At 54.9% G+C, this 14,161-nt stretch carries 11 protein-coding genes and 1 tRNA gene; 2 read left to right on the top strand and 10 right to left on the bottom strand.

Translation table 11 applies throughout. From position 1 onward, the window contains the following. Positions 1-2 precede the first annotated feature (2 nt). Positions 3-428 (top strand): VOC family protein, encoded by a 426-nt coding sequence (locus NC979_RS05005; RefSeq protein WP_242023972.1) that lies wholly within the window; start codon positions 3-5, stop codon positions 426-428. A 33-nt stretch (positions 429-461) separates the two neighbouring features. Here NC979_RS05005 and NC979_RS05000 read toward each other — a convergent pair whose 3' ends face one another. The 4 genes from NC979_RS05000 to NC979_RS04985 all read right to left on the bottom strand — a co-directional run bounded on the left by NC979_RS05000 (position 462) and on the right by NC979_RS04985 (position 7,992). Continuing rightward, on the bottom strand, positions 462-857 hold the full coding sequence (locus NC979_RS05000) for a hypothetical protein (protein ID WP_190518088.1): 396 nt from the start codon (positions 855-857) through the stop codon (positions 462-464). 150 nt (positions 858-1,007) lie between these two features. Beyond that, positions 1,008-1,080: transfer RNA gene (locus NC979_RS04995), tRNA-Glu, on the bottom strand. 129 nt (positions 1,081-1,209) lie between these two features. Further along, positions 1,210-2,172 carry a sensor domain-containing diguanylate cyclase gene (locus NC979_RS04990; protein WP_190518086.1) on the bottom strand — a complete coding sequence of 321 codons (963 nt, stop codon included), beginning with the start codon at positions 2,170-2,172 and terminating at the stop codon, positions 1,210-1,212. Positions 2,173-2,727: 555 nt separating this feature from the next. Further along, positions 2,728-7,992: a choice-of-anchor I family protein gene (locus NC979_RS04985; RefSeq protein ID WP_190518084.1), complete on the bottom strand. Its 5,265-nt coding sequence runs from the start codon at positions 7,990-7,992 to the stop codon at positions 2,728-2,730. A 409-nt stretch (positions 7,993-8,401) separates the two neighbouring features. Between NC979_RS04985 and galE the strand changes: the two genes are divergently transcribed. Next, complete coding sequence (galE, locus tag NC979_RS04980; RefSeq protein WP_190518082.1) at positions 8,402-9,400, top strand: UDP-glucose 4-epimerase GalE; 999 nt, start codon at positions 8,402-8,404, stop codon at positions 9,398-9,400. 130 nt (positions 9,401-9,530) lie between these two features. Here the strand turns inward: galE and NC979_RS04975 are convergent, their stop codons facing one another. The 6 genes from NC979_RS04975 to atpE all read right to left on the bottom strand — a co-directional run bounded on the left by NC979_RS04975 (position 9,531) and on the right by atpE (position 14,142). After that, positions 9,531-10,481: a F0F1 ATP synthase subunit gamma gene (locus NC979_RS04975; RefSeq protein ID WP_190518080.1), complete on the bottom strand. Its 951-nt coding sequence runs from the start codon at positions 10,479-10,481 to the stop codon at positions 9,531-9,533. A 69-nt stretch (positions 10,482-10,550) separates the two neighbouring features. Then, on the bottom strand, positions 10,551-12,068 hold the full coding sequence (atpA, locus tag NC979_RS04970; protein ID WP_190518078.1) for a F0F1 ATP synthase subunit alpha: 1,518 nt from the start codon (positions 12,066-12,068) through the stop codon (positions 10,551-10,553). Positions 12,069-12,141: 73 nt separating this feature from the next. Then, positions 12,142-12,699 carry an ATP synthase F1 subunit delta gene (atpH, locus tag NC979_RS04965; RefSeq protein WP_190518075.1) on the bottom strand — a complete coding sequence of 186 codons (558 nt, stop codon included), beginning with the start codon at positions 12,697-12,699 and terminating at the stop codon, positions 12,142-12,144. 2 nt (positions 12,700-12,701) lie between these two features. Beyond that, positions 12,702-13,223 (bottom strand): F0F1 ATP synthase subunit B, encoded by a 522-nt coding sequence (locus NC979_RS04960; protein ID WP_190518073.1) that lies wholly within the window; start codon positions 13,221-13,223, stop codon positions 12,702-12,704. Positions 13,224-13,289: 66 nt separating this feature from the next. Beyond that, the gene (locus tag NC979_RS04955) at positions 13,290-13,781 is read right to left on the bottom strand and encodes a F0F1 ATP synthase subunit B' (protein ID WP_190518071.1); all 492 of its coding nucleotides are present in this window, start codon (positions 13,779-13,781) and stop codon (positions 13,290-13,292) included. Positions 13,782-13,896: 115 nt separating this feature from the next. Further along, a complete protein-coding gene (gene atpE / locus NC979_RS04950) occupies positions 13,897-14,142 on the bottom strand; it encodes an ATP synthase F0 subunit C (RefSeq protein WP_190518068.1) in 246 nt (81 codons plus the stop codon). Positions 14,143-14,161 lie beyond the last annotated feature (19 nt).

Genomic DNA, 14,161 nt, shown 5'->3' with positions numbered 1-14,161 from the left:
CAATGCTTCGCCCCTTTCATGTGGCGTTTCCAGTGTACGACCTGAACAGCACACGTCACTTCTATGAAACCGTGCTGGGCTGCTCGGTAGGGCGCACGTCATCGACCTGGATTGACTTTAATCTGTTTGGCCACCAGATCACGGCTCATCAAGCTGAGCCTCAATCCGTCGTGCCTACTAATGCGGTGGATGGTCACAACGTACCGGTTAGCCACTGGGGCGTTATTCTCACCCCGGCTGAATGGCACGCCTTGGCCGACCGCCTGCGCCAAGCCCAGGTAGAGTTTTTAATCGAGCCCTATCAACGGTTTGTGGGCGAGGTCGGAGAGCAGTTTACGCTATTTATCACTGACCCCAGCGGTAACGCCTTAGAATTTAAGGCTTTTGCCCAAGACGAAAGCATTTTTGCCCCAGCGGGGGTGTCGTAAAGCGGAGACTATTACAGCTGATGGATGCTAGGCCTAGCGCTTCCAAGGTCGCCCTCGATAGATGCCCTCGATTTTCTCGTCGGGCAGCGGTGGCGGATTCTCGGGCTGACTGGCACTATATCGAATGCCTCGATAAATAAGCTCCTTGCTCTCAGATGCTAAGGCTGAGGAACTGTCTGTGATGCTTACTTCTGCCTGCTTTGGCTGGGGCGAAGTCGCAGTTTTCTGGGCACTCACATTGGTAGGCACTACGGCACTGCCCACCTCGGTAACTGACTCAATGGCCAAAATTTGCCGCTGCAATCCATAGAGGGCGGCTAAGAGACCAAACAGCAGCAGCTGCCAAGGAGCCTCCACTAATCCCACGACGATTAGCGCGATCGCCGAGACAATGCCGACAGCGGTTGCTAGTAGCGTAATGAAGGTCATAGATTCCCCTCTGCAAAAGGTTGAACCCGTTGGGTGATCCTTACAGTACTGGAAGTGACAGAGCTTGTCACCTGACCTAGAGTCAGGTCTATACCGTAAAAAACAAAACCTTGCAGTAAAAACTGCAAGGCTCTAGCGCTATTAAAGCTATACCCCCAGGGGAATTCGAATCCCCGTCGCCTCCGTGAAAGGGAGGTGTCCTAGGCCTCTAGACGATGGGGGCCTATTTTTCAACACTCCCCAGTATAGATAACAGGTGTACCCTTGTCAAACTGGTTTGTGTTGTTGTGGCCAACGGTGGTGACCAGCTGAATATTACTATAACTGCCTGTGACCACTTTTAATCACGTAGTTAACGGTTTTTTTGTTGGCTAGCAGGCTTGCGGCTGTACATGGCGCGATCGGCATTGGCCCAAGCCCATCGCAGCCCTTGGCTAGGGTGGCGGCCCGCAATTCCCACCGTGGCATGAAGCTGGCTTTCTCCTAGGGCTTTCTCGAGTTGGTGCCTAATCAGTTCTCCCTCAACTAAAGGACACTCCACACAGAGCATGGCAAATTCATCGCCACCAGTGCGGGCGACGGTATCCTGTTTGCGGGTTACTTGCTTAAGCAGCTCCCCAGTGCGCTGTAAAATCTGGTCTCCAGCGGCGTGGCCTTGGCTGTCGTTGATTGCTTGGAGGCCGTTGATGTCAACGACGATGATGCTGGCGGGGTAACCATAGATGGCGCAGCGTTCTTCTTCGCTGTCTAAAAGCTGGTCCCAACCGCGACGGTTGTAGAGCCCAGTGAGCCCATCGGTCAAGGCTTCTGTTTGCAAATGCTCGGCTAGTCGTGCCTGCTCTGCGGATTTTATATCGGCGTGAAGAATGCGGCTGAGCAGCTGGGCCAAAAGCTCGATTAAGGGCAGCTCCTGCTGAATGACTTGGGGCTGAGGCAGCGGGTCGATGGCGCAAAGGGTGCCAAATAAGGTGCCATCCTCCTTTAACAGTGGTACACCCACGTAGGCTCCAATTTTGACTTGTTGTCCAATGGGGGCTTCGGCGTAGGCCACTACCGCCTCAGAAGAAGGGGCAATGCGAGGGCCTTCTCCTTTGATCATGCGAGAGCAAAAGGAGTCAGACCAGCGAAAAACGTCTCCGGCTTTGACGCCGTAGCCTGTGTCGTCGGCTTGTAAGACAATCCAGTCTTCACCCTCAGTGCGCGTTACCATCCACAGGTCAAATCCAAGCCGATCGTGAAGATGGTTTAAAACGGCTAGGGCTGCGGTATTAAAGTCGAGCAGTTGACTAGCATCAATACTAGGTATAAATGTCATCAATGGCGCTTTTAAAGTGGATTCTCAAAGCTCTATTCTCTATCAAAATATTGCCCATTGTTCAGGTAAGTTATCAAGAACAGAATCTTTTGGGCGAGCTTGCCTAAGCGTTGAAATAATTAGTAGTTGAAGCTACAGCTTTGAGTGGTTTTTGGCTTGAAATGCCTACTCAAGAGGAACCGTGGCTATCTGCCAGCGCTAATTTAGGTTTGGGAAAAGTGTAAAAGCGGTTGCCAAACATGGGGCGATCGCCAGCATAGTTTGCTGCTTAGCGGTAAAGCTAATGACTTGAGTTAAAGATAGATAGGCCAAATTGAAGAAATATTTCTCCTGCAGTGTATATCTTGATAATGGCGTAATAATTTGTTGCGATCGCTAAGTTTTGAAGCTGTTGTGCCTCGGCTAAATCTTCCTAATCTAGCTGACGTGGGGTGCAGAACCGTGTTGTAATGGCCATATAAAAGCAGGCCCAAAAACTGAGCCTGCTGCTTTCAAGATTTACTTAACCAACCAATTAGCGGTTAGCTAATTGTTAACACTAAGTGCTACTGACTTTCAGACAGATACGGCAACCTTCACAACGATGTCGTTAAAGTCATTGTCGCCGCCGCCAAACAGATCCTCAAACCCGATCGCGCCATCGATAACGCGGATGTGCTCAACCCCGTCAGCGTTGGCGCTGCCAAAGGCAAAGTACACCTCGTTAGAGTTGAAGCTGTCCAAGTTACCGTTGGCGATGAGGAAGGGCGCGTAGAGGCTACCTCCGGCTACCGTTGACTCAAAGACCGATGTGGTGAGGTTGGCAGTAGTTAGGGCCACAGCCTCGGCGCGGTTTGCCAATGCCGCCTCGGTATACCCCGATTGACCGGGCGTCACGTCGGCACTACCGTCACCGTTGAGGTCAATGCCGCCGTTAAGATCGGCAATCTGGTATAAGCCCACAAAGTTGTCGAAAGCTGCCTCCCGGTTGACGGAGAAGGTGGTGGTTACATCCCCAGTAATGTCGCGCAGGTCAAGCAAAAAGTCAGATACCTCCTCGCCAGGGACATCGGGTGCTAAGGCTTCGAGGGCGCTGGCGTCAAACACCGTGGTGCTGCCGCTGACCTCGTTGGCCACAATCACCAGAGGGCTACCATTGGGACTCTCGGCAGCGGGGATAAACACCAGTCCCTCAGCGCCTAGATCGCTAGCAGTACCGGCTTCGGCATCGCCTGCAAAATCGCGATTGTTGACGAAATCAACGAAGAACGCTTCAGCAGGGTTGGTGATGTCGTAGGTCATCACACCGCCAAACCGCTCTAGGCCGATGAAGGCGTAGGTGCGCCCATCGACTTCACCGATGGTTACGCCTTCGGGTTCAGGCCCCTTGTTGTCGCTGCGGCTGTCGAAGGAGCCATTCTCGCTGTTGTCGGCATTAAATTCGGTGGGGAACAGCTCGGCGATAGTCTGCTCGAACTCGGCACCGCTGTCATAGACCAGATTGCCCTGCGTATTCCAGATGGAGAAGGATCGGCCCCCAAAGGCGTAGAGTTCGTCGTAGTCGCCGTCGCCGTCGGTGTCACCTAGGGTGGTGGTCACGGTGAGGCGACCTAGAACCTCGTCAGCCTGAAGTTCAGCGGCGTTGGGGAACGCCACCGGATCTAGGGCTAAATCCTTCACCCGCGCTTCTTCGGCAAAGGTGTCGTACTCACGGGCATCCCCTTCGTTGGCGGTGACGATGTAGGTTTCGCCACCAGCCTCATAGAGGGAAATGGCATCGGGTAAATACAGGCCAAACACAGGGAGCTTCTGAATGTTGATGGCATCGTCGCGATCGCTAGCATCGAGACCGTTACCTCGCAGGGTGAGCAGCCCCAGAGTTGGCGTTTCCGCGTTGGGATCGGGGGTAAATGTGCCTGTGGCAGGGTCGATAGTAATGCCTGCAACGGTGAAGTCGTTGTCATTGACAACGGCTAGGGTGTTGCTGTCGACAATGGTCAACCCTTCCACCTTCTCCACTGTGTCGTAACCCGCTGCCGCTAGGTCGACGTGCAGGGTTTTGTTGATGGGTTTAATCCCTGCTGCAGCTAGTTCTGCCGCAGTCATTTGATCCACAGTCTTGCCGTCAATCGGGTCATCCAGTCCGGTGATATCGGTGGCATCACCCAGGCTAAAGCGATAGATCTTTTTCTGAATATCGCTCAAGGGGTCGCTGTCGATCGCATCATCATCCCGCTCCAGCACCAAAAATTCCCCATTGCCGATCGCCACAGCATCGCCGATTTTATCGGCCCGGCTATCCGTCTCACTCACCGCTGGCCCATTGTCCATCTGGTAGAGGAACTGGCGCGTGGTCTGGGTGGTGGGGTCAAACTCCACAATTCGAATATTGGTCGAGCCGTTGAGTACGCCATTGCTCAGGGTGTCCGGGTTACGAATTGGGCTTTGTACAAAGGCGTACACCTTACCGTCCTGGAAGGCGACCCCTTCAAACCCTCGGTTCTGGCGGCGTTGCGCCAAAACTGCAGGTAGTGCCTCGGTGCCAAAGGTGCCCTCGGCTTCTCCGACGGCAGCGGCTGTCCCTTCAGGCACGAAGCGATCGATCAAGACCCCGCTGCTGTCAAAGTGGTAGATTGCCGGACGGTATTCATCCACCATCCAGAAGGTGCCATCGGGGGCCGTAACAATGCCTTCTAGGTCGGCCCCTAGGGCATCGCGCTTCAAGACATTGCCTTGCAGATCAACCGGCACTTCATCGTTGTAGGGCTGGCTGGCATTGTCGCTAATGGCGGTGTTGGGCAAACCGGTGAGCAAATCACCCGGTGCCGATTGCAGTTGAATGCGCTCGGTGAGGGCAAGGGCGCCAGTGCTGCGATCGAGCTCAAACCGGATGATCTCCGGTGCAAAGTCGGGCAGCAGGAAGGGACGGTTGATGCCGGTCGGTTCGCCGTTGGGGCCGCGATCGGTATGGGTAATGAACTTTAGATTGCCGTTGGCCGTATAGCCCTCAAAGGTGAGGCCAGAGAAGCCCCCTAGCGGAATCTCCTGGCCAGCAGCCGTGGTCCCTAAAACCGGCAGATCGGTGAACTCGTAGGTCTCTAATTGGGTCACCGTAGGCTGATTATGGTTCTTCACACCTAACGGCAGAATATCGGTTACCGTACCTGAGGCAATGTCGACTACCGCCAGGGCGTTGTTTTCCTGCAGCGCTACGTAGGCTGTGCTAGAGTCGCCAGTCACCGCAATGTACTCAGGCTCAACATCCTGGGCAACAGTGGCGTTGGGGCCAAAAATTCGCACGCCGTCGGCTACCAGGGCGTCACGCTGAGCGTTGAAGACGGTGAAGTCGGCGGTGGTGACATTGGCCTGCGTGAGGTTAGCGACACCTCCAGACAGGTCGATGATGCTGATCGAACCCTCGGGGTCAATGGTGTAATCAGCGTTGGGTTCCCCTTCATTGGCTACCAGCACCCTAGTGCCATCAGGGGTAAAGGTCAGCATGTCGGGCAGAGCGCCCACGGTAACGGCGTTCAAGAAATTGCCGTCGATGTCAAAGAACACCACGCTGCCGGGGTCGGTTTTTTCAGCGCTTTCAATGGCTACGGCTACGATACCGTTGCTAATTGCCACGCTGTTGGCCCCAGCCCCGTAGGCCGAGGGGTCAATGTCAAACAGCTTAGTAGGGTTGCTAGGATCGCTAATATCCAAAACCTCCACGGACGGAACCTGGGCGTTGACTACAAACAGCCGCTGAGAGTCCGGGTCGTGGACCACGATTTCAGCGGCGCTAGCGTCAAACACTCCGGTCTCATAGGTGCCCAGGGGTACTAGCAGCGATGCGGGATCGACGCCGGGTTCAGTGGGTTCAGTAGGATCCGTTGGATCGACAGGGCCAGCATCGTCAACCACGCCATCGCTGCGGAATGCCAGGTTTTGAATACGGCTGTCTAGCTCGCGGCCTGTCTCAGCGGCGGCAAAAGGCGTTTCTGCACCAAAATTGTCGAACAGATACTCCGCTAGAGCATCCTGCTCGCTGAAATCGGGGGCAAAGGTAGCGTTACCTGTGGCCGTGGCCGTCTCATTCACTAGGTCAACCCGGCTGGTGGTGTCGCCCGTGGGGAAAGGATAGCCATCGCCTCCGTCAGCCAAGAAGCTGAGGGTTACCATGCGAAAGGTGCGGCTAGGGTCGCCCACAATTTCGCCGTTTTGCACCACTACATCAATGTCGGTGCCGTCTTCAGCCTCGATCGCCAAAGATTGAACGCGGTTACCGGGCTCAGCCGTAACATCAAAGCTAAAAGAAAACCCACCGATTTGAGGGAACTGACCGGGAGACACGCTGTCATCCAAGCTGCTGGCCGAAACGCCGTGTTCAACTAGCGCCAGCAGTTCCTCTGCGGTGACCGTGATCAGCGAGAGGGCGTTGTTAAATGACAGGGCATTAGCCACGTCGTTTTGAGAGATACCGCCGGCGGGTTTTACTCCAGGGATTTCTTCATTGGGCAACAGCTCAGCGTCACCCGTACCGCCTGCAGGCACCAGCGTTTGGCCAATGTTATTGCGAATGCCGCCGCCGTTTTTGAGCGAAATGACTGCCGTCGGGTCAACTTCCTTAGCAATCGCCAGGTTGGCATCGGCGGTGAGATTGCCGAGATTGGTTTCTTGGGTGCGTACCGCGCCCCGGTTGCCGTTGAGAAATACTTCGCTGACGCCAAACACGTTGCTCTCGGTGGCAATAATTGCCTCGCGCAGGGCAGCGGTAATTGCTGCGATCGCCGGATCCGTCAGTCCTTCACCGCCTACAGCGGCAACGCCTGCCTCGTCGGTGGCGTAGGCTCCGCTGACAGTTGGGTCGTAGCTTTCGGGCAGGAGCACGCCGTTTTCGTCGAAGTCAACCACTAGACGACCGACATACTTGTAGTTGCCGTCGGTGTTGACTACGGCGATGGGGTTGCCGTCGGCACCGGTTTGAATAATAGGGTAAATGCCTTGGTTGGTATCGTTGGCGCGGGGGCGATCGTTCTCGTCAAAGAGGCGAGTGTTGGAGCCACCGGCAACGATGATATCGACATTCGATAGCCGCTGGGCCAGCTCTTGCTCGATGGCGATCTGCTGCATGTGGGCCAGCAGCACAACTTTGTCAATGTCGGAGTTGGCGGCTAGCAGGGCATCGATATCGGCCTGAATTTCGGCAGCCAGGGCGTCGAGCTGTTCGGGTGTGGGGCTGCTGTCAAAGGGCTGGGGCAGTACTGTGACAGTACCAGGGTTAGAGATGCGCACATTGACGTTGCTGATGGTAGGAGTTGTGGCCCCCACCACGCCGATGCGCTCGCCATTGACCTCGATTACTGTAGAGGCGGCGATGCCGTTAGGCCGAGGAGCGGCAGCATCGGGCACGACTAGATCGGCCAGGTTGGCGTCGGTGCTGAAGTCGAGGTTGCCGCTTAGGTAAGGAAACGCTGTTCCAGTAAATGATTCGTCGATTTCTGTGGTTGGATCATCTTCGCTACCACCAATCAGATCGGCCACCAGAGCAGTACCTTGGTCAAACTCATGGTTGCCAAAAGCGATCGCCTGAAAGCCTAAAGCATTTTGAATTAAAATATCGCCGCGCCCGGCACCGCCAAACGCGTCAGTGCTGGCATTGAAAAATACGCCAGGAATGTACGCATCCCCGGACGACAAAATTAGCGTATTGGCAAAGCCTGCTACGCCGTCACCATCAATATCTTGATTTTTTAGGGCATTTAATACGGCTGAGAACCGAGAAGCATCGTCAAGGGCGGTAATATTGCCCTCTTGATCAGCGGCGTGGAAGAGTTGGAGCGTGAAGTCAGCCATAGATAACACTTGGGGGTCACATCGGGTAGCCAATGCTACGGAGTTATCTTCGGCTATTACTCACGGCAGCACTTAATGGCAAGGCTAAGTGGCTAGTAAGCTTTGATTAAAAATTGCTTAACGGGCGGGCTTTTCAAGCGTCTTCAGCTGAGTTTTTAACGTTGCTGAATTGAAGTATGCGTATGAAGGGATAAATGGCTGTTTGCCCTTAAGAGAGACGTTGCAGTTTTGATTCGTACCTGTATTCAACGACCCAAATTTTCATAAGGAAGCAAACTGCGGAGATGAAAAGTTAATGACCCAAGCCTAGAGCTAAGGACAGGCATTGGGCCACGCTTTAGAATGACCTCACCGGGACACCCAACACGCTAATGCCCTAGCGGCACCAAACAACCTAGAGAAATTTCCTATGACAACTGATCTAAAAACAATTTTGGTTACGGGAGGCGCTGGCTACATTGGCAGCCACGCGGTCATGGCGCTTCAGCAGGCTGGCTACAGAGTGCTAATTCTAGACAACTTGGTCTATGGCCATCGGGACCTAGTGGAGACGGCTCTGAAGGCTGAGCTAATTGTCGGCAGTACCCTAGACAAGGCGCTGCTCAAGGATGTCTTTAACCGCTATGACATCAGTGCAGTTATGCATTTCTCGGCCTACGCCTACGTTGGAGAGTCGGTAAGCGATCCCAGCAAATACTACGAAAACAACGTGGTTGGTACTCTATCGCTGCTCGATGCCATGGTGGAGGCAGGCGTCAAAACCTTTGTGTTCTCGTCTACCTGTGCCACCTACGGTGTACCTCAGGAGATGCCCATCACCGAGACCCATCCCCAAAACCCCATCAATCCCTATGGCATGACTAAGCTGATGGTGGAGCGAATTCTGACCGACTACGACAAGGCTTACGATTTCAAGTCAGTACGGTTTCGCTATTTCAATGCTGCTGGTGCCCATCCCAACGGCCTGCTGGGCGAAGACCATAACCCTGAAACTCACCTCATTCCCCTAGTGCTGCAAACTGCCTTGGGTAAGCGAGAGTCGATCAGCGTTTTTGGTACCGATTACCCTACCCCCGATGGCACTTGTGTGCGCGACTATATCCACGTCTGCGATCTGGCCGATGCACACATTCTGGGGTTGGAGTATTTGCTTAAGGGGGGTGAGAGCGCCGTTTTCAATCTTGGTAACGGCAGCGGTTTCTCGGTGCGGGAGGTGATCGATGCAGCTGTGCGGATCACTGGTAAGTCGATCCCGGTGGTCGAGGTGGAACGTCGCCCTGGCGATCCACCGGCGCTGGTTGGTAGCAGCGATCGCGCCCGCAGCATCTTAGGCTGGAACCCACAGTACGTTGACATTGACACCATCTTGACCCACGCCTGGGCTTGGCACCAAAAGCGCCACGGCTAGGAAATTTCTGCCTTGGTGGCTGCGCGAAGGTATTCACGCAGTATTGCCAGAGGCGAAAGCTCCCGGATGCACAAAAAAGGCCCCTCACAATTGTGAGGGGCCTAGGATCGTGAATGTAGGTTTTACTGACTTAGTTGAGGGAGTTAGCCCCAGCAACTACTTCAAGAATTTCCTGGGTAATGGCGGCCTGACGGGCCTTGTTGTAGGTCAGGTTCAGAGTCTTAGCCAACTCCTTGGCGTTGTCGCTGGCGTTGTTCATAGCGGTCATCCGGGCCGCTAGTTCGCTAGCAGCGGACTCCTGCAGCGCTCGCAGGATCTGGTTATTCAAGTACAGCGGCAGCAGCGCATCCAGAATTTGCACTGGATCTTGTTCGAAGATCATGTCCTGGGGAAACTCCGCCGGAGCTGGCCCTGCCATTCTCTCCCGCTCTACCTTAAAGACACCACCTTTCGTGGTGAGCCGGAAAATCTCGTCGTCAGGTACCTCTAGCCCTTGGGGGTCTAGGGGCAGCAGGGTTTGAATTACCGGACGAGAGCTGACCAGCGACACAAAGCGGGTGTAAACCAGCTCAACCCGATCAACTTCGTCGGACAGAAACAGCGACAGCAGCTCGTCAGCAATGGTCGAGGCTTCGGACGCGATGGGAATTTGCTCTAGGCCAGTGAAGCTGGCTTCAATAGGCTGGTCGCGACGCTTAAAGTACTGGCTGGCCTTGCGCCCCACCAAAATAAAGCGGTAGTTTAAGCCTTCAGCAGCCAGTTCCTGAGCTCGAATCTCAGCCTTGCGAATGACGTTGGTGTTGTAGCCGCCGCAAAGGCCGCGATCGCCGGAGATCACTAGCAGCGCCACTGTCTTCACCTCACGCTGCTTTAGCAGCGGCAGGTCGGTCTCTTCGAATCTGAGACGGCTTTGCAGACCGTAGAGCACCTGAGCTAAGCGATCGGCGAAGGGGCGGGTAGCAATCACCTGCTCCTGGGCACGGCGTACCTTAGCGGCCGCCACTAGGCGCATAGCCTCGGTAATCTTACGGGTATTTTTTACAGACTTAATGCGGTCTCGAATCGCTTTTAAGTTAGGCATAGTGGATCCCTAAGGGGTCGTCGAGAGCCGGGGCGTTGGCTCATGCAACACCCCGGCTAGAACAGGAGGTTAGACTGCCGCCAAAAAGGCTTGTTTGGTTTCAGCGATCGCTTCTTTGAGCAGGGTCTCGCTCTCGTCGCCAAGCTTCTTCTCGCTGCGAATCAGCTCCGCAAACCTGGGCTTGTTGTTGCGGATATAGTCACGCAGAGACTTCGAGAAAGCCACCACCTGCTCCACAGGCACCTCATCCATAAAGCCGTTAATACCGGCATAGATAATCGCCACTTGCTCTTCCACCGGTAGGGGCGAGTACTGGGGCTGCTTCAGCAGTTCCCGCAGGCGCTGACCGCGCGCCAGCTGCTTCTGGGTAGCGGCATCTAAGTCAGAGGCAAACTGAGAGAAGGCTTGAAGTTCGTCGAACTGAGCCAGCTCCAGCTTCACCTTACCGGCCACCTGCTTCATGGCCTTGATCTGGGCTGCAGACCCTACCCGAGACACCGAAATACCGGCGTTGATTGCAGGGCGCAGACCTGAGTTAAATAGGTCAGAGGACAGGAAGATCTGACCGTCGGTAATCGAAATTACGTTGGTAGGAATGTAGGCTGACACGTCGCCTGCCTGGGTTTCAATCACGGGCAGGGCGGTCATGCTGCCCTCGCCCAGCTCGGGGCTGAGCTTAGCGGCCCGCTCTAGCAGGCGAGAGTGCAGGTAGAACACGTCGCCAGGGTAGGCTTCACGACCGGGCGGACGGCGCAGCAGCAGCGACATCTGGCGGTAGGCTTGAGCCTGCTTGGTCAGGTCATCGTAGATGATCAGAGTAGCTTTGCCCTTGTACATGAAGTACTCGGCTAGGCTGGCGCCAGTGTAGGGAGCCAGATACTGAAGCGGTGCCGGGTCGTTGGCGCTGGCGGTGACCACAATGGTGTAGTCAAGGGCACCGCGATCGCGCAACACGTCCACAATTTGAGCGACGGAAGAGGCCTTCTGACCAATCGCTACATAGACGCACACCACGTCCTCAGACTTTTGGTTGAGGATGGTGTCGATGGCGATCGCAGTCTTGCCGGTCTGACGGTCGCCAATGATCAGCTCGCGCTGGCCCCGTCCGATGGGAATCATGGCGTCGATGGCGGTAATGCCGGTCTGCATTGGCTCGTACACCGACTTCCGGGCAATGATGCCGGGGGCCGGAGACTCAATGAGGCGGGTTTCGGTGGTCTGCACATCGCCTTTGCCGTCAATGGGACGACCCAGAGCATCGACCACGCGGCCTAGCATAGCCTCACCGACGGGCACCGATGCAATTTTGCCGGTAGCGGTAACGGCGCTACCTTCTCTAATGTTGACGCCGTCGCCCATCAGCACCGCGCCCACGTTGTCTTCTTCCAGGTTGAGGGCGATACCTACGGTGCCGTCTTCAAACTCCAGCAACTCGCCAGACATGGCGTTCTCGAGGCCGTAGATGCGAGCGATCCCGTCGCCCACCTGCAGCACTGTACCCACATTGGAGACCTTGACCTCCTGGTTGTACTGCTCGATTTGCTGCTTAATAATGCTGCTAATTTCGTCAGGTCTGATACTAACCATAGGACTTGCTCTGGATAAACCTACATAAACACGAGACGTCAGAGAAACTGCCCAATCAGGGGGCAGGTTGCCGCTAGGCGGATGTCGCTAGCTGCATGCCAATGCGGCGTAGCTGGCCCCGCAGGCTAGCGTCAATCACCTGAGAGCCGACCTTAATGATTAATCCACCAATTAAAGATGGATCAACAGTTACGGATAGCTCGACACTGTTGGCACCGGTCATGGCCTTCACGCGATCGCGAATAGCATTTTGCTGGTCGTCAGACAGCTCAACTGCCGCTGTAACATCGGCCAAAACCGTGTTGTTTCGCTCCCGCAGCAGGGCTTGGTACTGCTGAAGAATAGGCTTTAAGAACGCTACTCGGCTGCGGTCAACCAGCAGCAGTAAAAAACTCAGCAGAAAACCGCTCACTTTGCCTTCCGAAACCTGGCGTAGTACGCCCTTTTTAGCGTCGGCAGACATCAACGGACTCATTAAAAAGCCGGTTAGCTCTTTGGAGCTGTCCAGCACCTCCAGCAGGTCAGCTACCTCGACACCCACCTGGTCAATAGCGTTGTTGTCGGCGGCAACCGACATCAGCGCCTTGGCATAGGGGGCCGCAATTTCAGAATTCAGCGTAGTGTCGTTCATAGCTATTCTCCTTGAAGCAGGGCAATGCTGGAATCGACCAGTCGCCGCTGCAAGTCGTCATTTAACTGACCGGGTAGAGCGGCTTCACTGCGCTCGATCGCCAGGGCCGCAATCCGCTGCTGTAGCTCTCGCATCACCCGCGCCTCTTGGGAGGTTAGATCTTGGGCGGCGGTAGCCCGCATCCGTTCTACATCGGTTTGAGACTGAGCCAAAATGGCCTCTCGAGTTCGCTCCGCCGAGGTTTGAGCCTCGGTCAAAATTTTCTTGGCTTCTGACTGAGCCTGAGCCAGCTTTTGCTGCTGCTCTGCCAAAGCGGCAGCGGCTTCCTTCTTGCGCTGCTCAGCCTCTGCGATCGCCGTAGTAATAGCCGATTGGCGAGTTGATAGGGTCTTCCCTAGAAACTTGCCGCCAAAGTAATACAGCACGCCAATGATAATGACCAGATTAATTAGGTTGGTTTCTAGGATGTTGAAATCCACACCAAACCCACCTTCTTCCGCCGCTAATAACCAACCAATAGTCATATCCCTACTTTCCGTCAACGATGCGGGCAATTCCAGGGGTTAAATCACCCCGTCATCACCGATAGCTTAGGCCGCCAAAGAACCCAGCAGCTTGTCCAAAATCTGTTGGCTCAGCCCATCTACCTGTTGCTCCAGGGTAGCCATGGCCTGATTCTTCTGCTCATCTAGTTCCCGCTGCACCTGCTCTCGCTGGGCTTGGGCCTCTTGCTGAGCCGTAGCAACGGTTTGAGCCGCAATCTTTTGCGCTTCTTCCTGGGCTTCGGCAATCACCGCTTGGGCTTGGCGGCGGGTTTCGGCCAGTTCTTGCTGATACTGTTTGGCAATTTGCTCAGCTTTGGCCAAACGCTCTGCCGCATCAACCTGGTTGGAACTAATGTAACCGTCGCGCTCGTCTAAGACTTTGCCCAGGGGCTTGTAAAACAATATGTTGAGCGCTACCGCTAGCAGCACAAACTGTACGGCCATCAGCGGCAGAGTAGCATCCAGGTCAAAAAGACCACCGCCTTCCTCAACTGCCTCGGCGGTTTCAACCGCCAGTAACCAAACAAAATTCATCATTGTGGATATGCCCTTTCACTCGGCCCAGGGCCAGCACTACAAGGTGACATCGCGAATTTGAACTTCGACAGGCAGGGAAAAGTATTGAACCTTATCCCTGCCCAACGTTTCGAATCTACGAGAAGGGGTTGGCAAACAGCAGCACCAGAGCTACCACTAGACCGTAGATGGTCAGTGCTTCCATGAATGCCAAGCTCAGCAGCAGGGTGCCGCGAATCTTGCCTTCAGCCTCGGGTTGGCGAGCAATACCTTCTACCGCTTGACCAGCTGCATTACCTTGACCAATACCAGGGCCGATAGCTGCCAGACCAACGGCTAGAGCAGCTGCAATTACGGAAGCGGCAGCGATAATAGGATCCATGTCTTTACCTCGATTTGGA

The sequence above is a fragment of the Leptolyngbya subtilissima AS-A7 genome (assembly GCF_039962255.1).
In the GTDB taxonomy this organism is placed as follows: domain Bacteria; phylum Cyanobacteriota; class Cyanobacteriia; order Phormidesmidales; family Phormidesmidaceae; genus Nodosilinea.
The sequence above is the reverse complement of the archived record's forward strand: the minus strand, read 5'-3'. Positions and strand labels throughout refer to the sequence as shown.

What these genes read in the sequence shown, in the direction of transcription:
- atpA (WP_190518078.1), bottom strand. Translation starts at nt 12,068, where the DNA reads ATGGTTAGTATCAGACCTGACGAAATTAGCAGCATTATTAAGCAGCAA.
- atpH (WP_190518075.1), bottom strand. Translation starts at nt 12,699, where the DNA reads ATGAACGACACTACGCTGAATTCTGAAATTGCGGCCCCCTATGCCAAG.
- atpE (WP_190518068.1), bottom strand. Translation starts at nt 14,142, where the DNA reads ATGGATCCTATTATCGCTGCCGCTTCCGTAATTGCAGCTGCTCTAGCC.
- NC979_RS04985 (WP_190518084.1), bottom strand. Translation starts at nt 7,992, where the DNA reads ATGGCTGACTTCACGCTCCAACTCTTCCACGCCGCTGATCAAGAGGGC.
- galE (WP_190518082.1), top strand. Translation starts at nt 8,402, where the DNA reads ATGACAACTGATCTAAAAACAATTTTGGTTACGGGAGGCGCTGGCTAC.
- NC979_RS04955 (WP_190518071.1), bottom strand. Translation starts at nt 13,781, where the DNA reads ATGATGAATTTTGTTTGGTTACTGGCGGTTGAAACCGCCGAGGCAGTT.
- NC979_RS04975 (WP_190518080.1), bottom strand. Translation starts at nt 10,481, where the DNA reads ATGCCTAACTTAAAAGCGATTCGAGACCGCATTAAGTCTGTAAAAAAT.
- NC979_RS04960 (WP_190518073.1), bottom strand. Translation starts at nt 13,223, where the DNA reads ATGACTATTGGTTGGTTATTAGCGGCGGAAGAAGGTGGGTTTGGTGTG.
- NC979_RS05000 (WP_190518088.1), bottom strand. Translation starts at nt 857, where the DNA reads ATGACCTTCATTACGCTACTAGCAACCGCTGTCGGCATTGTCTCGGCG.
- NC979_RS05005 (WP_242023972.1), top strand. Translation starts at nt 3, where the DNA reads ATGCTTCGCCCCTTTCATGTGGCGTTTCCAGTGTACGACCTGAACAGC.
- NC979_RS04990 (WP_190518086.1), bottom strand. Translation starts at nt 2,172, where the DNA reads ATGACATTTATACCTAGTATTGATGCTAGTCAACTGCTCGACTTTAAT.